Origin of the sequence: Phocaeicola dorei, from assembly GCF_013009555.1 — a bacterium.
Lineage (GTDB): Bacteria > Bacteroidota > Bacteroidia > Bacteroidales > Bacteroidaceae > Phocaeicola > Phocaeicola dorei.
On sequence record NZ_CP046176.1, the window covers coordinates 550,668 to 576,496 of the forward strand.

At 40.6% G+C, this 25,829-nt stretch carries 24 protein-coding genes; 7 read left to right on the forward strand and 17 right to left on the reverse strand.

Annotation, left to right across the window (positions count from 1 at the left end):
* Nucleotides 1–74: 74 nt before the first annotated feature.
* Complete coding sequence (locus GKD17_RS02270; RefSeq protein ID WP_007836630.1) at nt 75–1,481, reverse strand: glycoside hydrolase family 28 protein; 1,407 nt, start codon at nt 1,479–1,481, stop codon at nt 75–77.
* Nucleotides 1,482–1,681: 200 nt separating this feature from the next.
* On the opposite strand from GKD17_RS02270, the gene GKD17_RS02275 reads away from it, so the two are divergent.
* From GKD17_RS02275 to GKD17_RS02290, 4 genes are all read left to right on the forward strand, one after another.
* On the forward strand, nt 1,682–2,353 hold the full coding sequence (locus GKD17_RS02275; protein WP_032936411.1) for a hypothetical protein: 672 nt from the start codon (nt 1,682–1,684) through the stop codon (nt 2,351–2,353).
* Nucleotides 2,354–2,568: 215 nt separating this feature from the next.
* Nucleotides 2,569–2,970, forward strand: coding sequence for a hypothetical protein (locus GKD17_RS02280; protein WP_007836626.1), 402 nt, complete (start codon nt 2,569–2,571; stop codon nt 2,968–2,970).
* Nucleotides 2,955–3,188 (forward strand): histidine kinase dimerization/phospho-acceptor domain-containing protein, encoded by a 234-nt coding sequence (locus GKD17_RS02285; RefSeq protein ID WP_007836624.1) that lies wholly within the window; start codon nt 2,955–2,957, stop codon nt 3,186–3,188. The genes GKD17_RS02280 and GKD17_RS02285 overlap by 16 nt, the downstream gene beginning before the upstream one ends.
* 20 nt (nt 3,189–3,208) lie before the next feature.
* Nucleotides 3,209–3,613, forward strand: a complete 405-nt coding sequence (locus GKD17_RS02290) for a sensor histidine kinase (protein ID WP_007836622.1) — start codon at nt 3,209–3,211, stop codon at nt 3,611–3,613.
* On the opposite strand, the gene GKD17_RS02295 is transcribed toward GKD17_RS02290, so the two are convergent.
* From GKD17_RS02295 to dxs, 15 genes are all read right to left on the reverse strand, one after another.
* On the reverse strand, nt 3,614–4,840 hold the full coding sequence (locus GKD17_RS02295; RefSeq protein WP_007836618.1) for a glycoside hydrolase family 88 protein: 1,227 nt from the start codon (nt 4,838–4,840) through the stop codon (nt 3,614–3,616).
* Between the two features lie 171 nt (nt 4,841–5,011).
* On the reverse strand, nt 5,012–6,433 hold the full coding sequence (locus GKD17_RS02300; RefSeq protein WP_007836617.1) for an NADH-quinone oxidoreductase subunit N: 1,422 nt from the start codon (nt 6,431–6,433) through the stop codon (nt 5,012–5,014).
* Nucleotides 6,434–6,463: 30 nt separating this feature from the next.
* Nucleotides 6,464–7,945, reverse strand: a complete 1,482-nt coding sequence (locus tag GKD17_RS02305; protein WP_007836616.1) for a complex I subunit 4 family protein — start codon at nt 7,943–7,945, stop codon at nt 6,464–6,466.
* A 53-nt stretch (nt 7,946–7,998) separates the two neighbouring features.
* The gene (nuoL, locus tag GKD17_RS02310; RefSeq protein ID WP_007836615.1) at nt 7,999–9,900 is read right to left on the reverse strand and encodes an NADH-quinone oxidoreductase subunit L; all 1,902 of its coding nucleotides are present in this window, start codon (nt 9,898–9,900) and stop codon (nt 7,999–8,001) included.
* Between the two features lie 2 nt (nt 9,901–9,902).
* Nucleotides 9,903–10,211 carry an NADH-quinone oxidoreductase subunit NuoK gene (nuoK, locus tag GKD17_RS02315; protein ID WP_005842874.1) on the reverse strand — a complete coding sequence of 103 codons (309 nt, stop codon included), beginning with the start codon at nt 10,209–10,211 and terminating at the stop codon, nt 9,903–9,905.
* Between the two features lie 5 nt (nt 10,212–10,216).
* Nucleotides 10,217–10,720 carry an NADH-quinone oxidoreductase subunit J family protein gene (locus GKD17_RS02320; RefSeq protein WP_007836614.1) on the reverse strand — a complete coding sequence of 168 codons (504 nt, stop codon included), beginning with the start codon at nt 10,718–10,720 and terminating at the stop codon, nt 10,217–10,219.
* 15 nt (nt 10,721–10,735) lie between these two features.
* Complete coding sequence (locus GKD17_RS02325; protein ID WP_005842869.1) at nt 10,736–11,188, reverse strand: NuoI/complex I 23 kDa subunit family protein; 453 nt, start codon at nt 11,186–11,188, stop codon at nt 10,736–10,738.
* Entirely contained in the window at nt 11,188–12,264 is a 1,077-nt protein-coding gene (nuoH, locus tag GKD17_RS02330; RefSeq protein ID WP_005849254.1) for an NADH-quinone oxidoreductase subunit NuoH, read from the reverse strand. The genes GKD17_RS02325 and nuoH overlap by 1 nt, the downstream gene beginning before the upstream one ends.
* Nucleotides 12,265–12,387: 123 nt before the next feature.
* On the reverse strand, nt 12,388–13,947 hold the full coding sequence (locus tag GKD17_RS02335; protein WP_007836612.1) for an NADH-quinone oxidoreductase subunit D: 1,560 nt from the start codon (nt 13,945–13,947) through the stop codon (nt 12,388–12,390).
* Nucleotides 13,944–14,540, reverse strand: coding sequence for an NADH-quinone oxidoreductase subunit B (locus tag GKD17_RS02340; protein ID WP_007836610.1), 597 nt, complete (start codon nt 14,538–14,540; stop codon nt 13,944–13,946). Before GKD17_RS02340 ends, GKD17_RS02335 begins: the two co-directional genes overlap by 4 nt.
* A complete protein-coding gene (locus GKD17_RS02345; protein WP_005842860.1) occupies nt 14,531–14,881 on the reverse strand; it encodes an NADH-quinone oxidoreductase subunit A in 351 nt (116 codons plus the stop codon). The genes GKD17_RS02340 and GKD17_RS02345 overlap by 10 nt, the downstream gene beginning before the upstream one ends.
* 103 nt (nt 14,882–14,984) lie before the next feature.
* A complete protein-coding gene (locus GKD17_RS23690) occupies nt 14,985–15,362 on the reverse strand; it encodes a hypothetical protein (protein WP_007836608.1) in 378 nt (125 codons plus the stop codon).
* A 103-nt stretch (nt 15,363–15,465) separates the two neighbouring features.
* Nucleotides 15,466–16,920 carry a TrkH family potassium uptake protein gene (locus tag GKD17_RS02350; protein ID WP_007836606.1) on the reverse strand — a complete coding sequence of 485 codons (1,455 nt, stop codon included), beginning with the start codon at nt 16,918–16,920 and terminating at the stop codon, nt 15,466–15,468.
* Nucleotides 16,920–18,260, reverse strand: coding sequence for a Trk system potassium transporter TrkA (trkA, locus tag GKD17_RS02355; RefSeq protein ID WP_007836605.1), 1,341 nt, complete (start codon nt 18,258–18,260; stop codon nt 16,920–16,922). The genes GKD17_RS02350 and trkA overlap by 1 nt, the downstream gene beginning before the upstream one ends.
* Before the next feature lie 12 nt (nt 18,261–18,272).
* Nucleotides 18,273–20,171, reverse strand: a complete 1,899-nt coding sequence (gene dxs / locus GKD17_RS02360; protein ID WP_008655745.1) for a 1-deoxy-D-xylulose-5-phosphate synthase — start codon at nt 20,169–20,171, stop codon at nt 18,273–18,275.
* A 92-nt stretch (nt 20,172–20,263) separates the two neighbouring features.
* On the opposite strand from dxs, the gene GKD17_RS02365 reads away from it, so the two are divergent.
* The 3 genes from GKD17_RS02365 to GKD17_RS02375 all read left to right on the forward strand — a co-directional run bounded on the left by GKD17_RS02365 (nt 20,264) and on the right by GKD17_RS02375 (nt 24,344).
* A complete protein-coding gene (locus GKD17_RS02365) occupies nt 20,264–21,250 on the forward strand; it encodes a GSCFA domain-containing protein (RefSeq protein WP_007836603.1) in 987 nt (328 codons plus the stop codon).
* Nucleotides 21,226–23,691: a bifunctional UDP-N-acetylmuramoyl-tripeptide:D-alanyl-D-alanine ligase/alanine racemase gene (locus GKD17_RS02370; protein ID WP_007836602.1), complete on the forward strand. Its 2,466-nt coding sequence runs from the start codon at nt 21,226–21,228 to the stop codon at nt 23,689–23,691. Before GKD17_RS02365 ends, GKD17_RS02370 begins: the two co-directional genes overlap by 25 nt.
* 89 nt (nt 23,692–23,780) lie before the next feature.
* Nucleotides 23,781–24,344: a DUF4858 domain-containing protein gene (locus GKD17_RS02375; protein WP_007851038.1), complete on the forward strand. Its 564-nt coding sequence runs from the start codon at nt 23,781–23,783 to the stop codon at nt 24,342–24,344.
* A 151-nt stretch (nt 24,345–24,495) separates the two neighbouring features.
* Here the strand turns inward: GKD17_RS02375 and GKD17_RS02380 are convergent, their stop codons facing one another.
* Entirely contained in the window at nt 24,496–25,800 is a 1,305-nt protein-coding gene (locus GKD17_RS02380) for a rhamnogalacturonidase (RefSeq protein ID WP_007836600.1), read from the reverse strand.
* Between the last annotated feature and the right edge of the window lie 29 nt (nt 25,801–25,829).

Genomic DNA, 25,829 nt, shown 5'->3' on the forward strand with positions numbered 1-25,829 from the left:
TAAATGATAGTAAAGTTATGTTTTATCATTATATCGGGTGAACTCATTGTTCACCCGATATAATAAGGGGGATCTTATTTTCTCACCTTATTTCCATTGATATATACTTCATTCAGTACTACATCTTTAGCTCCGGTAATTAAATTCCCTTTTTTCTCTACATTATTGAAACGGCTGTTTGTTACATGGATATCTTCAATATTGACACGGTCGTCATATCCGGTAATTAAGACTCCGTACTTACTTTTTTCACTAGTAACATTATCCAGATATACATGGCGTACTACAGGTGGGAAACTTCTGTCACATTTTTCACGGTTTTCATATTGCAGGTTGATTTTCAAAACGGCTTCGCGACATTCGCCTACTTCTATATTACGCACATAAATATTTTCAATGACCCCACCGCGGCAGTTGTTGGTTTTGATGCGGATGACACGTTCTAGGTTCGGACTGTCCATTTTGCAGTTTTCAACAAACAGGTTCTTATATCCTCCCGAGATCTCACTACCTACAACTACACCACCGTGTCCGTCTTTCATTTCGCAATTGCGTACAATGATATTTTCACTTGGTACGTTCCATTTCCGTCCGTCCGCATTCCGTCCGCTTTTAATAGCGATGCAGTCGTCTCCAGTATCGAATATACAGTTTTCAATTAATACGTTCTTACTTGATTCCGGATCGCAGCCATCGCTATTGGGACCGTGACTGGATACTTTAACCCCACGTACTGTCAGACTTTCACAAAATAAAGGATGGATAACCCAAAATGGAGAATTTTTCAATGTTACATTTTCTATTAAAATAGTGTTACAACGATATAGATTGATAAGCTGGGGACGTAAACCGTCTTCAAAAGTCATTTGGCGTTTATCTATCGGGGCAAATGTTTCGGCGTACATCAGTAATTTGTTTCTGCCGCCATTTTTTTGAGCTGTCATACCTTCCTTCCAGCCATAGTGTGGAGCACCACACATACTCCACCAGTTATCATTACTGGCCTGTCCGTCTATAATACCTTTACCGGTGATAGCTATGTTACTTTCTCCATAAGCATAAATTAATGGATGCAAATTGTAACAGTCTACTCCTTCCCAGCGGGTGAGTACGGTTGGAGTATATAGATATTTCTCTGAAGAAAATTTTAGATAGGCGCCTTCTTCCAAATGCAGATTTACATTGCTTTTCAGTGTGATAGGACCTGTTAGAAATTCTCCGGGTGGAACTAATACAGTTCCTCCACCTGCTTGACTGCATGTGAGGATAGCCAGATTGATTGCTTCATGGCAGAATATTTCACCATTATTTCCTTCTTTGGCACCGAAATCTTTAATGTTGTACACACGATCGGGAAAAGAGGTCTTTTTGATTTGTTTTTCTATTTGCTCACTTTCTTTCCAAATCTCTTGTGGTATTTGTGCATGAGCAAGTCCAAAATATGCACATATACAAAATACACTAACTAACTTTTTTACCATATATTTGATGTTTAATAATTAATAATTTCATAGTTGCCAGAAAATATCCACGATGCAATATTAAAGCATATAATTAAAAAATAAGTGGATTAATTGCCCATTATTGTGTAAATTCTAATAATGAAAGAATAATTGCTGCTACATTGCTATATTATTTGTATATTCGTACCTTAATAATCTGATATTATGAAATATATCACTTGTTATATACTGATATCTGTTTGGGGATTTTTGTTGTTATAGGAAGTAGTATTTCTACTACCAAAGATAGTCTTCTGAATATTATAGGAAGTCCTGTAGAGTTTTCTCTACAAATTGAGATTTACAGAGGTTTGGCTGATTTTTATTTTGAGAAACCTGAAGAAGTGGATTATCTTAATAAAATGTATTTCACCGCAAAAGCAGTAAATGATAAGACTCATATGTTTGAGACTCTTTCTGATTTGGTTTTCTCGTATATTAAAGTTTATCATGCCGATTCTGTTTGGTATTATATGTCTCTTTTAAAGGATGTTGGGACACTGGAAGAATCTCATCCATATTTATTCTTTTTACGAATGAGATTGTTTGCAGGCAGAGTCAGGAATAATGAGGTTGAAACTGCTATAACAGAGGAATTGGCTTTTATGGGTAAAGAAAATATAGGTGGGAATGATATTTACATACAGATGGAACCGACTTTTATTACAGGCTATGCTTTGTGTAGTGAAGGTAAATATGAAGAGGCTGATCCCTATTTGGAAACTGCTTATAAGCTGGCTTGTCAGTTACCATATGAGGAAGGATTCAAGTTTCGTATTTGTACTGTATGGAATTTTCTTTCGACCTTGAACTTTATAGATAAAGGAGATCTATATATTGAATATGTTTAAAAATAGCTTCAGCAATATAGAAAATATTATGAGTTGTACTATGCTCGTCAACGTCCTTTCTATAATATTAATATACGATATCTCCAATGTTATACTTCTTTGTTGATGCGTGCGGATAAATTATCCGATGATAAATTAGAGAAGTATTATAATCTGATGATCAAGATGAGTGCTTGGGTTACGGAGCCTATTGATAAGTATAATTGTTTTTTGGCATGAATAATTATTACTTATATAAGCATAGTTTCCATAATGCATTGATAACTAATGACAGCTTGATAAAATATGCTTGGATGACAAGTCAGTCTAATGTCCCGGGATTATTGGATATCAATTCACAAATTTATGAGGCTATGGAAGATAATAAAAATGCTTTTAAGTATCATAAACTCTATATACAAGTGCAGGATTCCATTAAATCTTCCAATCTGAAAAAACAACTTAGTGAACTACAGGTAAAGTATGAAGTAGATCAATTGAACCATGAGAATTACCGTTTGGAAACTAAGAACAGGCGTATTTTAGTAATTACACTTTTTATGGTACTTGTATTGGTGATGAGTATTTGTTTTTACTTGTACTATGATTTGAAGAAAGACAGATGGAAAAAGTTTTAGGTGAACTGAATCAAAAAGCTGGGGAAAGTGAGAAAATGAAAACAGCATTCATTAATTCTATGTGTCATGAAATACGGACTCCATTAAACGCTATTGTTGGCTTTTCAGGTATTATTACTGCTAATGCGGAAATTCTCACTTCGTTGATAGATCACTTGCTGGTAGTGGCTAATTTAGATTCATCTGATGCGCCTCTTCTTTGTGAACAAACCAGATAACTCATATCTGCAGACAAGAAATGGATAAAGTAGAACGATGGAGCAGGGTGGGAATAATTTATCATTTGGAATTACCAGAAGGGGAAATTTTTGTTTCCACCAATGAATTGTATTTGTCGTTAGTGATAGAGAACCTGTTGGATAATGCTAATAAATTTACAGATTCTGGATCTATAACTCTTAAGATGAGGTTGGATAAGGCACAAAGTAAGTTACGAATTGAAGTAACCGATACCGGCTGTGGCATTCCTCCCGAAAAACGGGAGGAAATATTTCTGTGTTTTATCAAACTGGATGAGTTTGCACAAGGTAACGGATTGGGGTTATATTTAAGCCGTTTAATTATTAAACGTTTGTCTGGTAACATATTTGTTGACTCGAGTTATACTGAAGGTACTCGGATGGTTATCTGTTTGTCTGTATAATTAGCGTGTGCCTTCTTCAATGTCCCGCTTTCGTTTCAGTGCTTCCAGGAAATAATAGTCTGCATAATTTAAAGGTACATCTATTTCTGTGCCATGAGGAATACTGCCCACTGAATGCATTAATAAAAAGTTACCATTTTTTCCAAGAGATGCCAGATAGTTTGGTGAGGCTAGAGAAGCCATAATACTGTCTGCATAGATCTTATAACTGTTTGCATCAGGCACATCCATTGTACTAATTTCATAAAGTGCAGAAGCTATACAAGAAGCACTTGAAGCGTCTCGTGGTTCATTGGGAATATTGGGAGCATCCATATCCCAATAAGGAATCAAGTCTTTGGGAAGCCGGGGATGTGTTTTCATGAATTGGAAAGTCTTCAATGCCTGATTTAGATACTTTTTATCATGAGTTTCCCGGTAACACACAGTGTAACCATAAATAGCCCATGCTTGTCCACGACTCCAAGTCGATTCGTCTGCATATCCTTGGGCTGTTTGTCTATGCCGTACCATGCCGTCTGCCAAACTATAATCTATTACATGATAACAACTTCCGTTTGTACGGAAATGCTCTTTCAAAGTGCGGTCTGCATGGTTCACTGCTATGTGATAAAAAGTGGAATCACCAGATAATTTAGTTGCTTCAAATAGTAACTCCAAATTCATCATATTGTCTATTATGACCGGACATTCCCAACCGCGTTCCGATTGCCAGCCTCGGGTCACATCCCATGATTGGATAATTCCCGGCTTTTCACGGAAACGAGTAGCCAATGAACGGGCAGCTTCTATCATGACTTCTTTGTATCTGGGTACTTTAGTTGTTCGCCATCCATTGCCGAAACTACAATTTATCATGAAACCTACATCATGGTGCCAAGTCAGTTTTTTGGCTTCTTCTATGGCCGAAGTGTATTTATCAGCTAATGATAAGAGAGTAGTGTCGCCACTCAGTTCATATAGATACCACACTGACCCAGGGAAAAAACCACTTCGCCAGTCGGCGTAGTCACAATAATAAATGGTACTGTCAGTTTTCAGTGTAACGGGGCTTGTAAATTTTTCTGATTTTTCTATGATTCGTATTTCATTCCCGATTTGTGCACGTGCAAATGCTACATTCTTTTCTATAAAGGAATCTGTTCTGACGGATTGTTTATTTTTCTCTGTGCAAGATACCCATAAAGTAGAGCAGGCGAGTATTGTAATATAGAGGACTTTCTTCATAGTGCTTATTTTTTATAATTTGCTACGAAGATAATGATAAATTTGTTGAATAGAAACTTTAAGATATTCTTTTACTTTGGAAACAGATTGATTCTGCCTCTAAAGTAAAAGAATATTGATCATAGAAATACAATAATCATTTCAGTTGTGATTCTTCTTGTAACTAAAATTTTATAGTATTGATGTATCACTTAATAGTTGATATACCCCACTTATAATTCCTAAAGCGAATATGCCGGCTACACATACCAACAGACTGATGCGCATCGGAGTTGCTGTACGAAAATTGCCGATAGGATCTTCATTAGGTGTGATGAACATGGCTTTTACAATTAACAAATAATAATACAATGAAATGATTGTATTGACCAATGCGATAAATACAATAAGATAATATCCACTATGGAATGCTGCCATGAATACAAAGAACTTACTGAAGAATCCGGCAAATGGCGGGATACCTGCCAATGAGAAAAGAGCAAGTGTCATGACCATAGTTAGTTTGGGGTTGGTCTTATAAAGTCCGTTATAATCTTCGCGCTCTATTTTACCGTGGGTATGTTGTTCAATGGTATTGATGACACCGAATACGGCGAGATTGGCAGCAATGTATACTACTATATAATATACTAGGGATGCCATGCCCTGCGGAGTTCCAGCCAGTACAGCCAACATTATGTAGCCGGCTTGTGAAATACTACTGAAGGCCATAAAGCGTTTCAGATTGTTTTGGCGGATGGCGAACAGATTGGCTATAGTGATGGTGGCTACAATGATAATACATAGTATTTCACTCCATTGTTCAGTCATTGGCCCAAATACTTTCATTAAAATAATCATTAAAGCAAAAGCAGCTGCGCCTTTTGAAATAACGGACAGGTAAGCGCTCACTGTAGTCGGTGCACCTTGATACGTATCTGCCGTCCACAGATGAAAAGGTACCAAGCTTAATTTAAAGGCTAGTCCGGAGAAGAAGAATACTAGCGCAAGAACTTGTAATGGAGTTCCTGTCAGTTCGGCAGGGATATCTTCAAAATATAAAGTACCTGTTGTCCCATAAATCATGGAAATACCATAGAGGAAAATACCGCTGGAGAATAAAGCTGAAAGAATGAATTTGGCTCCGGCTTCGGCACTATGTCCTTTATATTTATCGAAAGCTACGAGGCAAGCCATAGGAATGGTTGCCAATTCCAATCCAAGGAAGAATAGCAGGAAGTGCCCTGCACTTACCATGAAATACATACCCAGCAAGGTACTGAGGGTAAGGATGTAGAATTCGCCTTGTTTATGGCGGGTGTCTTCACGTTTTAGCCAAGGGTCTGCTTGTAGAAAAACCAGTATGGTACCTATGGTCAGGATGCTTTTCAGAACAGACGCCATAGGGGTTGAATGGTACATGCCGCCGAATAAAGTCACCTCTTCCGGCCATAGGTTTGCTAAGAGTTGAATGGTCAGCAGGATACATGCCATGGGGCGTAACCAGTGACGTTGTGGAGCCGGTAAAAATAAATCTAACAGAAACATCAGAATAAAAACGGCTGTCAGACTCAGTTCGGCATGCATATGGAGTATTGCAGTTATGTCCATCATTGCTATTTTTTAATTTTTAATTCTCAAATTTTAATTTAATAATTGACTTATGATTGGTTCTACACTGTTACTGATCAGATCGCTTATCCAGAATGGAGCCAATCCTAAACCTGCTACACAGGCGATGAGGCAGATAACGGCTACTCTTTCATCCCAAGTTGCGTCTGTGAGTTTCAGATGTTCGGGATTCAAAACTTTGCCGTAAAGGATTTTACCTACTACACGCAGGATATAAACTGCGGTAATGACGATACTTGTTGTTGCCACTAGGGTACATACGCGATGGAATGTATCATCATTTTGGAAAGAACCTACAAAGACCGTCATTTCAGCAACAAAACCACTTAGTCCTGGAAGTCCCAGATTAGCAAGACCGGCAATAACATAACCTACAGCCAGGAAAGGCATAATCTTCATCAAACCTCCCATTAATCGGACATCACGGGTGTGGGTACGTCCGTATATCATACCAATAAGGGCGAAGAACAAAGCGGTCATTAATCCGTGACTCAACATTTGGAGAATAGCACCCGTACAACTGGTGCGTGTCATCATCAGCAGGGCAAAGAGTACCAATCCGCAGTGGGATACGGATGAATAGGCATTGATATATTTTAAGTCGGTTTGTACCACAGCACTGAATGCACCGTAAACTACAGAAATAGTGGTCAATATCAGGAATACATCTCCCCACATGGCCGCACCTTCAGGCATCAGGTACATAGCAACACGGAAACATCCGTAACCTCCTAGTTTCATCAATACCCCAGCGTGAAGCATAGAAACAGCAGTCGGTGCGGAAGCGTGACCATCGGGACTCCATGTATGGAAAGGGAACAAAGCTCCTAAGACTCCGAACCCCAAGAAGATAAGCGGGAAGAAGATGCGTTGCATTTCATGAGGAATATGTAGTTTGGCGATTTCCAGCAAATTCATTGTTTCACCACCTGCACCATAGAAAATACCGAGAATTCCGATCAGTAGAAATGCAGAACCACCCATTAACATTAATGTAAGTTTCATGGCGGCGTATTCTTTACGTCCGCTTCCCCACACACCGATGAGCAGATACATTGGAATCAGGGCTACTTCATAAAACATGAACATGGTGAACAGGTCTGTTGAAACGAAGAATCCGAATACCCCTACACTCAATAGAGTGAACCACATGAAATATTCTTTTGTCAATGGTTGTAACTTCCACGATGCGAAAGTACCGGTGAATACAATAATGGAACTAAGTAGCAACATTGCTACTGATATACCGTCTACTCCTACTGAGTAGCATATATGGAGCGGTGCATACCAAACTGTGCTGGCTGTGAACAGCATCTCTCCTGTAGCACCGGCTTGGCGTAGTTCGATATAATCAATGGTGAGGTAAACGGATAATGCCAATAAAATGGAAGATCCGACAACCATCACTCTGCGAACTTGATTGATGCTGCGCGAAGCCCAAAGGCTCGCGAGCATCAACAAGGGAACTATAATGAAAAAACTTAGTATGTTCATCTTTTTAAATTAAAAATTAAAAAATGGCCATGCGGCGGATTTTTTATTATTCATTAAATTAATAGTATCAGCGTCAATATCAATGCACCTGCAAGGAACCAAATACTGTATTGCTGTACGTTTCCACTTTGCATGTCACGTATTTCATCGGCGGTAGCATGAGTACTCCACGCAGTGAAGTTAAAGAATTGATCGATAACGTGCCGGTCCCACCAAGCTATCGGAGTACTAATGCACCGGAAGATGATTTTCTTGGTTACGAATAACCATATCTCATCCATATAGAAACGATGGTAAGCGGCTGTGTGCAAACGTGGGAATGTGTGTGCCAGATAGTTGGCTACGGGTTGTTTCTTACCTGCATACATCCATGTAGCTAAAGCGATGGATGCTATAGCAATAATGATACTTGTAGCAGCTATCTGCATATCCAGATGAATGGTATAGGCTTCTCCGTTACTACTGATCAGATTGCCGAAAGGTATGAATCCGGCAACACAGGTGATAGCGGCTAAAAACATCAGCGGGAATGTCATGGTAAGTGGAGCCTCATGCGGAGTATGTGCACCTAGTCCGGATTCGTGGGAGTGTCCTTTCCATTCTCCATTCCAGAAAATACAATAATAAAGGCGGAACATATAAAATGCAGTCATGGCGGCAATGCCTGTCATTATCCATCCTATAACAGGACTGAATTGGAAGCAGGCGGTCAGAATTTCGTCTTTAGAGAAAAAACCTGAGAATGGCCAGATACCTGAGATAGCCAAACAAGCAATCAGGAATGTCCAGTGAGTGACGGGCATGTATTTATGAAGTCCCCCCATGGCGCTCATCTCATTACTGTGTACGGCATGAATGATACATCCGGCTCCTAAGAACAACAATGCCTTGAACATGGCATGTGTGAACAGGTGGAACATGGATGCCATGTAGCCTAGTCCTCCTTCATGAGGATTCATGGAAGTACAAACGCCTAATGCGACAATCATAAATCCAATCTGAGATATAGTGGAGAAGGCGAGCACACGTTTGATATCGCTTTGTGCACACGCCACACTAGCGGCGTAGAATGCAGTGAACGCACCGATATAAGCTATCCAGTGCAGTACTTCGGGCGCATATCCTATAAACAACGGGAACATACGGGCTACCAGATATACACCGGCTACCACCATGGTAGCAGCATGGATTAATGCACTGACAGGAGTAGGGCCTTCCATAGCATCTGGTAACCAGATGTGCAATGGAAACATTGCACTTTTACCGGCACCACCGATAAACATTAGCCCCAAGGCCAGTGGTATCATACTTCCGGCAACTGCAAGTACCTGAAGTTGGGGTGTGAACGAGAATGTTTCGGCATAATAGCCGTAAATCAAGATACCGATCAGAAAGCCTAAATCAGCAAAACGGGTAACAATAAATGCTTTTTTACTGGCGGCAATCGCTTCTTTCTTGGTGTAATAAAAGCCGATAAGTAAATAAGAAGAAACACCTACCAGTTCCCAAAAGACATACATCTGGAAAATATTGGTTGCTACTACGAGTCCCAACATGGACATGGTAAACAGGCTAAGAAATGCGTAGTAACGTTGAAAGCCTTTTTCACCTTTCATATATCCGAATGAATAGATATGTACCATCAGACTGACGGTGGAAATAACGACTAGCATCATAACGGAAATAGGGTCAAGCATAATTCCCATGTCAATATGCAAGTTCGTTGTGAAAGGTAACCATTCGAAGTTATAAGGTGTGAGAGTAGGATAGACGCCTTCTGCCGTACGGCCTCCTGCAAAATAATTGAAGGCAGTGAGGTAGGAAAGCAACGCCACCCCTGCCAGTGAAACGGTGCCGATGGCCCCTGCCAGCCCGTTCTTCATACGCATACCTGCCAGCCCCAGTATCAGGAAACTGAGGAAAGGTAGGATAAGGATTAGTATTGTATGTTCCATAATTAGTTTTTCATTTCATTTAAGTTCTTCACTTGGATATTGCGTACATTGCGGTAGATATTGATAATGATAGCAATAGCTACTGCTGTTTCAGCCGCACTCACGCCGATAGCGAACAAGGCGAAAAAAAAGCCTTCCAGTTCTTCGGGAAAGAGGTATCGGTTGAATACGGCGAAGTTGATGTCTACCGAATTCAGTATCAGTTCTACACTGATGAGCATGGCCAATAAATTGCGGCGGGTGAAGAAACCATAGATTCCCGCAAACATCATAAAGGTGGAAACCACCAGATAATATTCCATGTGTACCATAAATTTTATCTTTTTCTAGCGATTAGGATTCCTCCTACGATGCAAGCGAGTAATAACACGCTGATTACTTCGAAAGGAAGAATATATTGATATTTTTCCATGCCCATCAGTGCATGACCGATAGTGCGTACATCCAGTTCACCATGCACAAAATGAGAGGGCAAGAATTCGTTTTTCAGCATGACGAACAGACAGATAGCCAGTCCTGCTATCGTAGAAATAGCTCCGGCCACCATCTTCCCATTTTTCAATCTCTCTGCTTTGTCTCCTTGTGAAGAGGTCAATAAGATACTAAATACATAAAGCACTGTTATACCACCGGCGTAAATCAGTAATTGTACAGCTCCCAAGAATGAGTAGTTGAGCTGGAAGTAAATACCTGCTGTACCAAATAAAACGAACAGCAGATAAGTTGCTGCACGCAAGATACGTGAGGTCGTGACTGCCAATACCGAACAGATAGCGATAAACAACGCCAGTACAATGAATACAATTAGTTGTAGTGTCATAATATCGTTTGTTTTTTATTTTTTGTTCAGGGTGAGAACTAGTTTGCTGCGGTCGAACACAGCATTCTCGAATTCTGTATCGAACCGAATGGCATCATGTGGACAAGCGTTCACACAAAGTTGACAGAACATACAGGCTCCCAGATCGTACTCATACTTTACCAATATTTTCTTTTTCTTGCCTGTTTCTTCGTTGGTCACAGATTCGCTGGTAATGGTGATTGTATCATTGGGGCAAGCCATTTGGCAAAGTCCGCAAGCAATACATTTGTTATTACCATTCTCATCAACCGGCATGATAAGCCGTCCTCGGAAACGGGGCGATATTTTTAATGTGGCACGGTTTTCGGGATATTGTTCAGTGACTTTAGGAGTGAAAAACTCTCGTCCTGTCACTTTCATACCGGTAAGTAATGTACCGATGCCATGAAGTAGTCCTTTTATATAGGAATGTTTTTCTTCTTTCATCAGAAATGTAATTTAAATACAACAATAATTACCATCAACAGCAGGTTGCACAAACCTATTGGGACCAAGTATTTCCATTCCAGTGTTAGAATTTGGTCAATACGCAGACGGGGAAATGTCCATTTGATCCACATTAATAACCATACTACAAAGAATGACTTGCCAAAGAACCAAATAAATCCGGGAATATAATCCATAATGGCATTGAATCCGTCTAGTCCAGGAATATGTAGCGGCATCCATCCTCCTAGAAAGATGGTTGTGGCTACTGCGGCGATGATAAACAAGTTTACAAATTCTGCCACATAGAACAAGCCGAAGTGCATACCGGAATATTCGGTATGATATCCGGCGGTCAGTTCACTTTCCGCTTCAGGCAAGTCAAACGGTCCGCGGTTGACTTCTGCATTTCCGGCTATCAGATAAATGATAAAAGCGATCAATGCAGGTATATGTCCTTTAAAAAGGAACCAGCCGTCAGCTTGGCGTTCTACAATTTCGCTTAGTTGCATGGTATCTGTTAAGATTACAATAGTAAGGATGCTTAATCCTACAGATAATTCATAACTAATCATTTGAGCGCCACTTCTCATGGCTCCGATTAATGAATATTTGTTATTGGAACTCCAACCTGCCAGCAAAATACCTACTACGCCGATACTGGATGCTGCCAATAAGAAGAAAATACCTACATTGAAATCAAGGACCTCCATGCCCTTGTTGATGGGTAGGCAACTGAAAGCCATGATAGAGGCGAGGATAACAATGTAAGGTGCCAAATTGTACAGGAACTTGTCAGCATGTCGGATGGTGATAATTTCCTTAATCAACATCTTGAATACATCGGCAAATACCTGTATGGTACCTTGGGGACCTACACGCATTGGACCCAAGCGGCATTGGAAAGCGGCGCACACTTTACGTTCCATGAAAATCATAATGATAGCAATAACTGCGTATGCCAACATGATACATACGCCAATTACTATACATTCTATGAGCACTGCCAGTTCTTCAGGCATAAATGACGTGAGCAGTGAGTGTACCCATTGGGTGACTATACTAAAATCGAACATAATTTAATAATGTGTCAATTTGCTAATTTGCCAATAGGCAAACTTGTAATTATTTAATTTGTTAATTCTCAGTCTGATAAATAATGCATTCTTCAAGTAGTATATTGAAGAATTGGCACATTATTATCGGTCAATATCCGGTACTACATAATCCACCGTTCCACCAATAGCAATTAAGTCGGCAATTTTTGCATTGCGGCACATAGTTTCCATTGCTGATACTAAAGGTAAACCGGTAGCGCGGAATTTCATGCGGTAAGGAAATTTGTCTCCATGACTTTCCAGATAAACCCCGAATTCTCCGCGAGAACCTTCCACGGCGGCATAATAATTTCCTTCGGGCACGCGTATAATCGGTTTCATCTTTTCCTGATAGTTCCCTTCAGGAATATTGTCTATCAGTTGCTCGATGATGTTCATACTTTCCAGTATTTCTTCCATACGGACCATGTAACGTGCAAAACAGTCGCCTTCGGTGTGGACAATTTCTCTAAAATTTATCTTGCCATACATCGCATAGGGATGACGCTTGCGGACATCACATGCCCAACCGCTGGCACGTCCTGTACCTCCTGTTGCTCCGAAAGAGATAGCGTCTTCCCGTGAAAGAACTCCCACACCTTTCAAACGTTCTTGGGCAATGACATTTCCAGTGAATACTTCATGGTATTCTTTTAGCATCGGACGCAGATAAGCAATGAATTCTTTTACTTTCTGTACAAAATCCGGAGCGATATCAGCTTGTACTCCTCCAATGGTGTTATAGTTCTGTATCAGACGTCCTCCGGTAGTTGCTTCGAAGATATCCAGTATCTTTTCACGATCACGGAATCCATAGAAGAATGCGGTCAAGGCACCCATATCCATACAGAGACAGGAGAAGAAAAGCAAGTGAGAGTCTATACGTTGCAATTCGTCCATAATGGTACGGATGTATTGTACCCGTTCGCTTACTTCTACGCCCATTGCCTGTTCAATGCACATACAAAGAGCATGGCGGTTCTGGTGCGCACCTAAATAATCCAAACGGTCGGTCAGGGCCAAGGTCTGGGGATAGGTAAGACTTTCGCACATCTTTTCGATACCTCGATGTATGTATCCGCAGTGTACATCTAGTTTCTTGATAATTTCGCCTTCCAGTGAAACGCGAAAACGAAGTACACCGTGGGTTGCCGGATGTTGAGGACCTATGTTAATGATATATTCGTCCTCATCAAAAATGGTTTCTCGTTTTTCTATTACACTGCCATCATGTTGCACCTCTATATATTGTGTTGTATCTACAGCCTCCTCATTGGTCATACGGAGTGGGTTGAGGTTTTCATCGTAGTCCTTACGCAATGGATAGCCTACCCAGTCATCACGCAGGAACAAACGGCGCATATCAGGATGTCCTATAAAGCGGATACCATAATAGTCGTATACTTCGCGTTCATTGAATTCAGCACCTTTCCAAATATCACTTACACTAGGAAGCTCCGGTTTTTCTCGGTTGGTTGTGCGAGTGCTGACCACTATGTTTTCTCTTGTCTTCGTATCTTCCAGATGATAGACTACACCTAGTCCTTCTTCGCCCCAGTCCATTCCGGTAAGGCTGCGTAGAAAATCCATATGTTTACCCTGCCGCAATTTCAGCATTTCTTCATGTAGCTTTTCGGCAGGTATTTCTATTTTTTCACTCATGCTTGTTCGGGATTTTGTGGTTCATTTTCTTTGCGGTTCACTCCGCCAAAGAATTTTTCCAGTTTTACTTTACGTTGCAATTGTATCATGCCGTATAACAAGGCTTCAGGCCGTGGCGGACATCCGGGAATATATACGTCAACGGGAAGAATTTTATCTACTCCGTTCAATACGTGATATGATTTTTTAAAAGGACCGCCGCTAATGGCGCATCCGCCTACCGCAATAACGTATTTAGGATCCGCCATCTGGTCATACAAACGTTTTAGTACCGGAGCCATCTTGTGTGTGATAGTTCCTGCTACCATGATCATATCTGCCTGGCGCGGACTGGCACGGGCTACTTCAAACCCGAAGCGGGCGAAATCATACCGGGCAGCCCCCACTGCCATAAACTCAATTCCACAACAACTGGTTGCAAATGTAAGCGGCCACAACGAATTGCTGCGTCCCCAGTTGATGAGGTCGTCCAAACAGCCCACCAATACTTTTGTACCGCTTTCATTGAGCTGCTTGACCATGTTTTCCAAATACTCATTGTTTTTGAAGTCTTCATAAGGAATAGACTTTATGGTTGGTTTCTTTACTTCCATTCCAACGCTCCTTTCTTCCAGGCATACGCCAGACCTAAAACTAATATAACTAAAAAGAAAAGGATGCTAAACAGACCGTACACTCCTAGGTCTTGTACCACTACAGCCCAAGGGAATAAAAATACTGTTTCCACATCGAACATCAGGAAGAGGATAGCAAATAGATAGTAACCTACTTTGAATTGCATCCACGACCGTCCCCGTGTAGGAATACCACATTCGTAGGCTTCTCCCTTTTGTGAGTTGTATGAACGGGGAGAAATGGCACGGGCAATCCCCAATGCTACGGCAACTAATGCGATTGCCGTCAAGATAACGACAACTAATAATGTAAAATACATATCTAAACTTTTTTTGATTAGACAAACGGATAGAAAAATAGTCCTTATAAGACGTTTGTTATAAGGATTTTTACTCAGCGAAATGCTGAAAAAAAATTAAAAATTAAATGATGATCCGCCGGAGTGCATAGATATAATAATCTACGGCATCAGTGTAAAGCGAATGAAAGGTGTGGCAAACTATATGGTTTGTTTGTAGCTCTTGCTTTTTAAGTTCGCTCAATGCTGTTAAAATGCGGACTATACATTTAAACTTTGATGTGGAAGGGTTGTCAAGTGATATGGCTATTTGTGGCATATCTGCAAAATTGTTGGTAAACAGGAAATCCACTGTTCTTTTGCAAGGGTCTTGTTGTTGCTGGTAACAAGATGTCTGTGGGTGTAGATCTGTCGGTTCAACCGTATAATGATCCTGATCTACTGTTATCGTAAACAGTAGAAATAATAGGATATATACAACGTATCTCAACATATTATTCATCTTGTTACCCTTTTAATGAGGGTGCAAAGATAGCCAATTATTTGAAGCTTCATTGAGATTTTTTGAATTATTTATGTATAAAAATGGTTATAGGAAGTGAATGTCAGTGCTTTTTCCAAAAACTCGGCATAAAGAGCAGAAGTACGGTAAATAACTCCAAACGCCCTATTAGCATCAGTATTGCGCTTGTCCATTTTGCTGCATCCGGCAATCCGCTCCATGAATAGGACGGACCGCATTTTCCAATACCTGGGCCTACATTGCCCAAACTGGAAATGACTACGCTGTAAGCTTCTTCAAATCCTACTCCAAACAGCATAAGAACCAGCCATCCAATAAAAATAATTGCCATATATAGAAAAATGAATGCAAGTACTGCTGACTTGGTTGTTGATGAAACAACTTGGTGGTTGATACGTACAGGAAGTATAGCATTGGGATGAATGATATGTTTGAATTCATTTTTAGAAATACGGCTCATAATGGCTATACGTATACATTTTATTCCTCCTGTAGTGGATCCGGCACAAGCTCCGAACAACATGATGATGCACATTAATGTCCAAAGTACAGGTACCCAGGTCATATAATCTGCAGAAATGAATCCGGTAGTGGTTTGTAAGGAAACAACCTGAAATATGGCTTTACGGAAAGATTCCTCAATACTGAACGGACTGGTGAAAATAAGAGTGACGGTAGTGAAAAGTGTAAAAAATCCCACTGTTCCCAAATACCAGTGGAGTTCTGTGTTTTGGAATAAGCGTTTAAAATTTCCTTTTAAGAATAATAAATATAACAAGGTGAAATTAATGCCCGACAAGAACATGAACAAGGTAATAACATATTCTATATAAGGAGAATTAAAGAATGCAATACTGTTTTGTTTGGTTGAATACCCTCCTGTGGCGGCAGTGGTCAGAGAATGACATACACTGTCGAAAAAGTCCATACCTCCGGCAATCAACAGAATAATCTCGGCAATGGTCAGTCCTAGATAGATAGTCCAGATCCATTTGGCTGTAACACCAATACGCGGATGTACTTTATCATGGGTGGGGCCGGTGGCTTCAGCAGCAAATAATTGTACACTGCCCACTCCGAAGATCGGTAATACGGCAATAGTGAAAAATACAATTCCTAATCCGCCGATCCATTGTGTCATACTTCGCCAGAACAAAAGCCCGTGTGGCAATGACTCTATATTGTTCAAAATACTTGCTCCCGTAGTGGTGAACCCCGACATGGTTTCAAAGAAAGCGTCCGTTATACAGGGAATATATCCGCTCAGATAGAATGGAAGCATACCGAATAAAGAAAAAAAGACCCATGCGAAAGTTACAATAACATATCCGTCACGGCGACTGATCTTCTTTTCTGCATTTTTGCCGGTCAGAGAGGCTATGATGCCTGCCCCTACTGTAATTGCTGTAGAAGTTAGGAAAGCGGAAAGATCCGATTCATTATAATAAACAGCAAGAAAGGAGCATAGAATAAGGAAGCCTGCTTCTATGAAGAATAGAGAACCCATAATCCGGGCTATCATTTTTGTGTTTATCATCAATTGAAGAATTTTTCTATTTTCTTAATCATCATCCCTAAACAGAATACCACAACATGGTCATTGGGCTGAATAACAGTATTACCTGTTACCAATATACCTTCGCCATTGCGGATGAGTCCGCCGATGGTTGCCCCTTTGGGTAATCCGGCGTCTTTGACAGCGCATTTGGTAATACGGGAACCATTTTTGACTGTGAATTCAGCCACATCAGCATTAGCGAAGGTCAGACATTTTACATTAGAAACATCGGCGTCCAGCATCATTTGGTAAATATGGCTGGCGGCAATCATCTTTTTATTGATAACCGTACCGATATCCAAGCTTTCTGCCATACTGATATAATCAATATTTTCTACTTCCGCCACAGTCTTGGTTACTCCCATGCGTTTAGCGGCAAGACAGGCCAGAATATTGGTCTCAGAATTGTCTGTCAAAGCGACAAAAGCCTCGGTGTTCCTTAATCCTTCTTCCATGAGTAAATCCATATCCCGCCCATCTCCGTTGATAATCATTACTTTTTCGTCCACAGCTTCAGTAAGTCGGTTGCATCTGTTGATGTCATTCTCAATAATCTTGACCTGCATATAATCTGGTACGTATTGTGTGGTGCGTACAGCGATTCGGCTGCCGCCCATAATCATTACATTGCGTACATCGGGATAAGTTTCTTTTCCTGCGATTTTACGGATATAAGGAATGTATTTCTTTGTTGTGGTGAAATAAACAATATCATGCAATTTGATAGCATCGTCTCCACGGGGGATGATTGTTTCATTTCCCCGCTTAATAGCTACAATATGGAATGGAATATTACGTCCTCCCAGTTCATGAAGGGGAACGTTCAGAATTTCTGCCGTTTCTCGCGTTTTGGTACCTATCAGGACTAGTGCACCGCCGCAAAACTCCCACCACTGACGTATCCAGCTCATTTTGATGGCATCTACTATATCTTTAGCAGCCAGCATTTCCGGATAAATCAGTGAGTGTACTCCTAGTTGGGAAAAGAATTCTTTATGTTTGGGAAGTAGATATTCGTAATTGTCAATCCGGGCTACAGTCTTTTTAGCTCCCATATTAGTAGCCAACATGCAGGCCGTCATATTGCGGCTTTCTTCTGGCATGACCCCGATAAATAAATCTGCGCCTGCCACTCCTGCATTTTTAAGGCCGGAAATGGAAGTGGGGGATGCATTGACAGTCATTAAGTCGAAGTTGGAATCAAGTTTGCTCAACTTTTCTTCGTTTTCATCCATCAAAATGATGTCTTGCTTTTCATCCGATAATAATTTCGCCAAATGGGTGCCTACTGCTCCTGCTCCTGCAATAATGATTTTCATTGTTCGTTTCTCTTAGAATGATATCAAAATTTTGTAAATACCTTCTTCGTCCATGCCGCAAATATGATATAGTTCTTTTACTGAACCATGCTGGACAAATAGATCCGGTAATCCGACACGTTTTACTTGTGGATTGTACTCATTATCTGCCATAAATTCCAGTATGGCACTGCCCATTCCACCTTTTAGCACACCATCTTCAATAGTGACCACTTGCTTGAATCTCTTGCCTATTTCGTGTAACATACTTTCATCTAACGGCTTCAAGAAACGCAAATCATAATGGGCAATGCTTTTTCCTGTTTCCTGTTCGGCATGTGTGATAGCCTTTTCTGCTTGAACACCAATGGGACCCAGTGTAATGACCGCTATGTCTTTTCCTTCTTTTAATTTTCTTCCTTTTCCTATTTCAATCTCTTGCATTGGGCATTTCCAGTCTACCAATGACCCTCTTCCGCGTGGATAACGGATGACAAAAGGACCTTTATTGGGTAACTGGGCGGTATACATCAAACAACGTAGTTCATGTTCGTTGTAAGGGGAGGCTACAATGAGATTGGGTATCGGTCTCATATAAGCCAGATCGAATGCTCCGTGATGAGTAGGACCGTCTTCCCCTACTAATCCAGCGCGGTCTAGGCATAATACTACATTGAGTTTTTGTATCGCTATATCGTGAATCACATTGTCATAGGCACGTTGCATGAAGGACGAATAGATATTGCAGAAAGGTAATAGGCCATCTTTTGCCATTCCTCCTGAAAAAGTAACGGCATGTCCTTCGGCAATTCCCACATCAAAACCTCTTTCGGGCATGGCTTTCATTAATATGTTCATGGAGCATCCTGAAGGCATTGCGGGAGTAACTCCTACGATTTTATCGTTTGTTTGGGCTAGTTCCAATAGGGTATTTCCAAAAACATCCTGAAACAAAGGGGGCATTCCTTTGGTATCGACAACGATACGCTCTCCGGTTTCTTTGTCGAATATGCCTGGAGCATGCCAGATGGTGGCAGCTTTTTCTGCCGGACCGAAACCTTTTCCTTTGGTGGTATGTATATGGAGTAGTTTAGGTCCTTGCATATCTTTAATCTCTTTTAATACACGTGCCAAATTGTTGACATCGTGTCCATCAATAGGTCCGAAATAACGGATATTCATGCCCTCAAATACATTTTGCTGTTGTACCAGCATGGATTTCAGGCTGTTGTTAAATCGTATCAGGCTTTTCCGGCGTTCTTCATTCAGGATACCCCATCGATGGAACATTTGTGATATTTTATAGCGTATCCGGTTGTATCCTTCAGACATTTGCAGGTTCAACAGATATTGTTTCATACCTCCTACACTACGGTCTATAGCCATATTGTTGTCATTCAGGATAATCAGCAGGTTATTAGGAGTTGACGAGGCATTGTTCAGTCCTTCGAAAGCTAGTCCGCCACTCATGGAACCGTCACCAATTACGGCAACGACATGCCGGTTGTTCTCTCCGTGTTTTTTGGCTGCTACAGCCATACCCAAAGCTGCGGAAATAGAATTTGACGCATGCCCGCAAGTAAATGTGTCATATTCACTTTCGGATGGAGAAGGGAAAGGACGTATGCCATTTAGTTTACGGTTGGTGCAGAACGCATCCCGGCGTCCGGTTAAAATTTTATGCCCGTAAGCTTGATGCCCTACATCCCATACAATGCGGTCATAGGGCGTGTTGAATACATAATGTAAGGCGACGGTCAGTTCTATTACGCCCAAACTGGAACCGAAATGCCCCGGATTACATGAGAGCTCATCTATAATCTTTTGCCTTAGCTCTTTACACACTTCGGGCAGTTTGTCTGCGCTTAAATGACGCAAATCGTCCGGAGTATCTATGCTTTGCAGCAAGTTATATAAATTATCCTGTTCCATTCTTATGATATGATAAATATCGTGCAAAAATAGCATAAATATGTGTATTATGATTACATTTGCCCTTAAATTTTAAAAGCTTTTCTTATCGTATGAATTTCAGAACGCAAGTAGAATTACCTAAAAGGGAAGCAGAAATCCGACATTCGGATCGAATCATGCTATTTGGTTCTTGTTTTGCGGAAAATATCGGAAATTTGTTGTTAACAAATAAGTTCCGTTGTGATGTAAATCCTTTTGGAATTCTCTATAATCCTTTATCTGTTGTGGAAGCTCTTTGGCAAATTCTATCCCATCAAACATATATGGAAGAGGATTTGTTCTATGCCGGAGGCTGTTGGCACAGTTGGATGCATCATAGTGTTTTTTCAGCCTCTACGGCAGCATCTTGTTTATCTTCTATAAATACTCGGCTGGCACAGGCTTCAGCCGGACTTCCTCAGCTTGATTGGCTGGTTATTACTTGGGGGACTGCTTTTGCTTATTGGCTGAAAGAAAGGACCATGGTGGTAGGAAATTGCCATAAACAGCCCGACAGCCTTTTTACCCGACAACTTCTTACAGTAGAGGAAATTGTCACTGAATGGGAATGTGTGTTGGTGGAATTGAGAAAAGTAAATCCGTCCTTGAAGATACTTTTCACTGTCAGCCCCATACGGCATAGCAAAGATGGTATGCATGGTAATCAGATAAGTAAGTCCACTTTGCTCCTCGCAGCGGATGAATTGTGCCGCCGCTGGTCTGATTGTTACTATTTCCCTTCTTATGAAATCATGATGGATGAACTTCGTGATTATCGTTTTTATGCAGATGACATGTTGCATCCCTCTCCTGTAGCTGTATCTTATCTATGGGAATGTTTTACAGAATGTTATTTTAGTAAAGAAACGGATAGAATAATGAAAGAGTGGGAGGATATCCGGAAGGCTTTAGCTCACAAACCGTTTAATGCCCAATCTGAAACATATCGTAAATTTTTAACTCAAATAGTGTTAAAGATAGAGCGACTTAAAGAAAAGTTCCCGTATTTTGACCTTCAAAAAGAATTAGAACAATGTCAAGCTCGATTGAAAATATAGAAAAAGTTCTGGGAGCAAAGCGGTTTGGAAACCGTAGTGCACAGATTGATTGGATTTTAACTGATAGCCGTTCATTGTGTTTTCCGGAAGAAACATTATTTTTTGCTTTAAAAACCAAACGGAATGACGGGCATAAATATCTTTCGGAATTGTATGAACGTGGAGTCCGTAACTTTGTAGTGGGTGAATTGCCGGCTGATATGCAATCTTTTCAAGATGCGAATTTCCTGCAGTTGACCAATCCTCTGAAAGGATTACAGAAATTGGCGGAAAAACATCGGGAGCAGTTTCAGATTCCGGTTATAGGAATTACGGGAAGTAATGGAAAAACCATTGTGAAGGAATGGTTATATCAATTGCTTAGTCCAGATCGTGTGGTAACCCGTTCGCCACGTAGCTATAACTCACAGATAGGTGTGCCACTTTCGGTGTGGTTGATGAATGAGCACACTGAGTTGGCTATTTTTGAAGCGGGTATTTCCGAAATGGGTGAAATGGAGGCGTTGCAGACTATCATTAAACCTACTGTGGGTATTTTGACTAATATTGGTGGTGCGCATCAAGAGAATTTTTTCTCTTTACAGGATAAATGTATGGAGAAACTTACTTTGTTCAAAGACTGTGACGTTATTGTTTATGATGGCGATAACGAATTGATAAGTTCGTGTGTGGCAAAATCTCTTTTTGCCTCGCGTGAGATTGCTTGGTCGAAAAAGGACAATGAACGTCCGTTGTTTATTGAGTCCATTCAAAAAGGAGAACATGCTACCACTATTAAATACCGTTATTTGGGGATGCCGAATGAATTTAGTATTCCTTTTATAGATGACGCTTCTATTGAGAATTCGTTGCATTGTCTGGCTGTGGCTTTGTATATGATGGTTCCCCCTGAACAAATAACCGAGCGCATGGCGCGTTTGGAACAGATTGCTATGCGTCTGGAGGTAAAAGAAGGCAAGAATGGCTGTGTGTTGATCAATGATAGTTATAATTCAGATTTGGCTTCTTTGGATATTGCTCTTGACTTTATGTCGCGTCGTTCTGATGATAAAGGGAAAAAACGGACACTTATCCTCTCGGATATGCTTGAAACAGGACAGAGCAGCAAACTACTTTATCGTCAGGTTGCTGAATTGGTACATAGCCGGGGAGTAGAGAAGATTGTCGGGGTAGGAGAGGAAATTCGGACTGCTGCTGCCCGTTTTGAGATAGAAAAGTATTTTTTTCGTACTACAGAAGAATTATTGGAATCGGATTTGCTGGCCGGGCTGCGTAATGAGGTGATTTTGGTAAAAGGTTCGCGTGCTTTTCATTTTGACCGGATTTCAGATCGTTTGGAACTGAAAGTGCATGAAACCATTTTGGAGATCAATTTGAATGCTTTGGTTGATAACTTGAATTATTATCGCAGCAAACTGAAACCGGAAACAAAAATGGTATGTATGGTGAAGGCTTCTGCATACGGTGCCGGTTCATACGAGATAGCTAAAACACTGCAAGATCACCGTGTGGATTACTTGGCGGTAGCTGTGGCTGATGAAGGTTCGGATTTGCGGAAAGCGGGAATCACCTGTTCCATTATGATTATGAATCCTGAGTTGACAGCATTCAAGACCATGTTTGATTATAAATTGGAACCCGAGGTTTACAGTTTTCATTTATTGAATGAACTGATTAAAGCTGCTGAGAAAGAAGGCGTAACGAATTTCCCCATTCATATTAAATTGGATACGGGGATGCACCGTTTGGGTTTTGCACCCGAAGAGATTCCAGAACTGATAGACCGTCTGAAGAAGCAGACAGCTGTTATTCCACGTTCTGTATTCTCTCATTTGGTAGGCAGTGACGGGGCTCAGTTTGATTCGTTTACGCGCAGACAGATAGAAATGTTTGAAGCTGCTTCTGAATGTTTGCAGGAGGCTTTTCAGCATAAGATATTGCGTCATATCTGTAATACAGCCGGGATAGAACGCTATCCGGGTGCTCAGTTCGATATGGTGCGTTTGGGAATCGGTCTTTATGGAATTGATCCGTTTACCAATCAGATTATCAATAATGTAAGTACATTAAAAACCACTATTCTTCAGATTCATGAGGTTCCTAAGGAAGAAACAGTGGGGTATAGTCGTAAAGGACATTTGGAAAGGGATTCCCGTATTGCCGCTATTCCTATCGGCTATGCCGACGGACTGAACCGACGTTTGGGAAATGGACATGCCTATTGTTTGGTGAATGGGCAGAAAGCGTCATACGTGGGTAATATCTGTATGGATGTGTGCATGATTGATGTGACGGATATTGATTGTAAGGAAGGGGATAAAGCTATCATCTTCGGAGATGATTTACCGGTCACTGTTCTGTCAGAGATTCTGGAAACTATTCCATACGAGATCTTGACCAGTGTGTCTAATAGGGTAAAACGAGTTTATTACCAGAATTAACGAAAAAAAGAACGAAAGAAAAAGACATGAAAAGGATGAACATACGTTACTTTTGCGTATCTTTAGGAAGTTACTAAAAATAGATAGCTATGAAACGTATATTCTTCCTTTTGTTATGTTTTTGTTTCTCGGTGTTGTCATTTGCCCAGAGAACGAATGAGGCTAAGCAGTTGACCAAACAGGACTCTTTGCGTTTGCAGCAACTATTGAGCGGTCAAGTCGAAATTGTGATAGATGATGAAACACAGAAAGAAATTGACAGATTGTTCAATCCTGAAAAGTGGAAAATGAAATCAACTCCCTTCCCTAAAAAAAACATGAAGTTTGAAACGGAACTTCCTCGTTATTATATCTCTCAAGTGGATACAATAGATGGTAGAGGGTATATCAGACTATTGCCGTATGGACCGTTTGAAACTCCGGAAGAGGAACAAATTTATGTAGAGATTCCTATCAACAAAGAGTTGCTGGCAGGCTATGATTCTCGTTTGGAACCTGCGCCGGCAGGCAAATTTACTCCTAGTGCTTTGATGGTGGGGGCGGGTATCAGTGCTACGTTTGATGCCGATAAGCTGCTCGGAATCATTTTCAGTAAGAAAATGCGTGCAAAAGCCCGTAATGCCAAAGAGGCTGATGCTTGGAAGAGTTATTGAACTATTGAGTAAAGAAACGAATGCCGGATATATGTGGAATACACCGGAATTTTGTGAATTTCATGTTGAAAAAATAGGAGCCACGTTTGGATAGTGCCAGACGTGGCTTGTGATTAGATCTTGTTGAATTTGATTTATTCAACTGCTGATTTTATTTTATATTATTTATACTTACCTTTTTCCAAATGAAATTGTCAATCATTTCTTTGTCGCATTTCCCGTTTTTAGCTTTAATGTTTAGGTTTTCGAATGTAAAGTTAGTAAGTTGATATTGATCAGACTTTTCTACACTGAAGAAATTATCGCATTTAAAATCAATGTTTCTCATTGTCACATGGTTTGAGTAAGAAATGGGAATGTCTTTTCGATCTTTCAGGTCAAAGAATTGCGTCCAAGGTTTGATATACAGAAAATGATCTGCATCTCCGGTGATATCTTCTACCAGAATATATTCATATTGTTGAGGTGTGTCCGGCCGCATCTTTAACCATAACAAACGATTGGCATTGGTGATGTGAATGCGTCGCAAGATAATATTGCGATTGTGGATGGATTCGCTTCCACAAGTGAGGGCGCCGTGGCAGAAACCGTATGTACAATCTTCTATGATGATGTTGGAATTTCCTCCATTATTCGGGTCTTGGTCTGCCCAAGGGCCTTTGCCGCCTTTTAAAGCTATGGCGTCATCATTGACAGACATATAGCAGTTCTTTACCAGTACATTGCTGCATACATCAATATCAATGGCATCCGTACTTGGAGCCTTTACCGGTCTCTCCGGTGAGAAAATATAGAGGTTCAATATTTTTATGTGATTACATTTATAAAGATGGGTAGTCCAAAAGGGAGAGTTAATGAGGCGTACTCCTGAGAGTTGGACGTTATTGCTATGGGAAATATGAACCAGCCGGGGACGTAATTCATCCATATTGGTACATTGGGGATTGACTTTTCGACGAAGCCAAAATGATTTCCAATATCTTAATCCGTTACCATCAATAGTTCCTTTTCCAGATAACGTAAAGCCATCCACTTTGTCGGCATTGACCAACGCCGCGAAATATTTCAAGCTTTGCCCTTCCATGCGGGTGTCTATGATGGGGAAGTTGCTGATATCATCACTTCCCTTCAACACAGCTCCTTCCTCCAGATGCAGGTGTGTTTTGGGTTTGAAGAACAGCGCTCCGCTTAAATAGGTTCCTTTGGGAATAACGATAACTCCGCCACCATTTTGTGCGGCAGCATCGATGGCAGATTGTATTTTCTCTGTTTGTAACAGGGTACTGTCATTGATGACGCCGTAATCTGTCAGAATGTATTTTTTACCTAATGTGTTTATATCTACTATTTTACTGTCCTTAAACCAATCGGATACAGGTGTGCCGTCCGGAAATTTTTCTTGTGCCAAAGACGGAAGGCATAGAAAGACGGCACATACAAAAGTTATTAATTTCATGATTCTGTTATTAAATTAATCACTATTCA

Coding starts and splice junctions, on each gene's coding strand:
- GKD17_RS02270 (WP_007836630.1), bottom strand. CDS start 1,481: ATGGTAAAAAAGTTAGTTAGTGTATTTTGTATATGTGCATATTTTGGA.
- GKD17_RS02280 (WP_007836626.1), top strand. CDS start 2,569: ATGAATAATTATTACTTATATAAGCATAGTTTCCATAATGCATTGATA.
- GKD17_RS02285 (WP_007836624.1), top strand. CDS start 2,955: ATGGAAAAAGTTTTAGGTGAACTGAATCAAAAAGCTGGGGAAAGTGAG.
- GKD17_RS02290 (WP_007836622.1), top strand. CDS start 3,209: ATGGATAAAGTAGAACGATGGAGCAGGGTGGGAATAATTTATCATTTG.
- GKD17_RS02295 (WP_007836618.1), bottom strand. CDS start 4,840: ATGAAGAAAGTCCTCTATATTACAATACTCGCCTGCTCTACTTTATGG.
- GKD17_RS02300 (WP_007836617.1), bottom strand. CDS start 6,433: ATGATGGACATAACTGCAATACTCCATATGCATGCCGAACTGAGTCTG.
- GKD17_RS02305 (WP_007836616.1), bottom strand. CDS start 7,945: ATGAACATACTAAGTTTTTTCATTATAGTTCCCTTGTTGATGCTCGCG.
- nuoL (WP_007836615.1), bottom strand. CDS start 9,900: ATGGAACATACAATACTAATCCTTATCCTACCTTTCCTCAGTTTCCTG.
- nuoK (WP_005842874.1), bottom strand. CDS start 10,211: ATGGTACACATGGAATATTATCTGGTGGTTTCCACCTTTATGATGTTT.
- GKD17_RS02320 (WP_007836614.1), bottom strand. CDS start 10,720: ATGACACTACAACTAATTGTATTCATTGTACTGGCGTTGTTTATCGCT.
- GKD17_RS02325 (WP_005842869.1), bottom strand. CDS start 11,188: ATGAAAGAAGAAAAACATTCCTATATAAAAGGACTACTTCATGGCATC.
- nuoH (WP_005849254.1), bottom strand. CDS start 12,264: ATGTTCGATTTTAGTATAGTCACCCAATGGGTACACTCACTGCTCACG.
- GKD17_RS02335 (WP_007836612.1), bottom strand. CDS start 13,947: ATGAGTGAAAAAATAGAAATACCTGCCGAAAAGCTACATGAAGAAATG.
- GKD17_RS02340 (WP_007836610.1), bottom strand. CDS start 14,540: ATGGAAGTAAAGAAACCAACCATAAAGTCTATTCCTTATGAAGACTTC.
- GKD17_RS02345 (WP_005842860.1), bottom strand. CDS start 14,881: ATGTATTTTACATTATTAGTTGTCGTTATCTTGACGGCAATCGCATTA.
- GKD17_RS23690 (WP_007836608.1), bottom strand. CDS start 15,362: ATGAATAATATGTTGAGATACGTTGTATATATCCTATTATTTCTACTG.
- GKD17_RS02350 (WP_007836606.1), bottom strand. CDS start 16,920: ATGATAAACACAAAAATGATAGCCCGGATTATGGGTTCTCTATTCTTC.
- trkA (WP_007836605.1), bottom strand. CDS start 18,260: ATGAAAATCATTATTGCAGGAGCAGGAGCAGTAGGCACCCATTTGGCG.
- dxs (WP_008655745.1), bottom strand. CDS start 20,171: ATGGAACAGGATAATTTATATAACTTGCTGCAAAGCATAGATACTCCG.
- GKD17_RS02365 (WP_007836603.1), top strand. CDS start 20,264: ATGAATTTCAGAACGCAAGTAGAATTACCTAAAAGGGAAGCAGAAATC.
- GKD17_RS02370 (WP_007836602.1), top strand. CDS start 21,226: ATGTCAAGCTCGATTGAAAATATAGAAAAAGTTCTGGGAGCAAAGCGG.
- GKD17_RS02375 (WP_007851038.1), top strand. CDS start 23,781: ATGAAACGTATATTCTTCCTTTTGTTATGTTTTTGTTTCTCGGTGTTG.
- GKD17_RS02380 (WP_007836600.1), bottom strand. CDS start 25,800: ATGAAATTAATAACTTTTGTATGTGCCGTCTTTCTATGCCTTCCGTCT.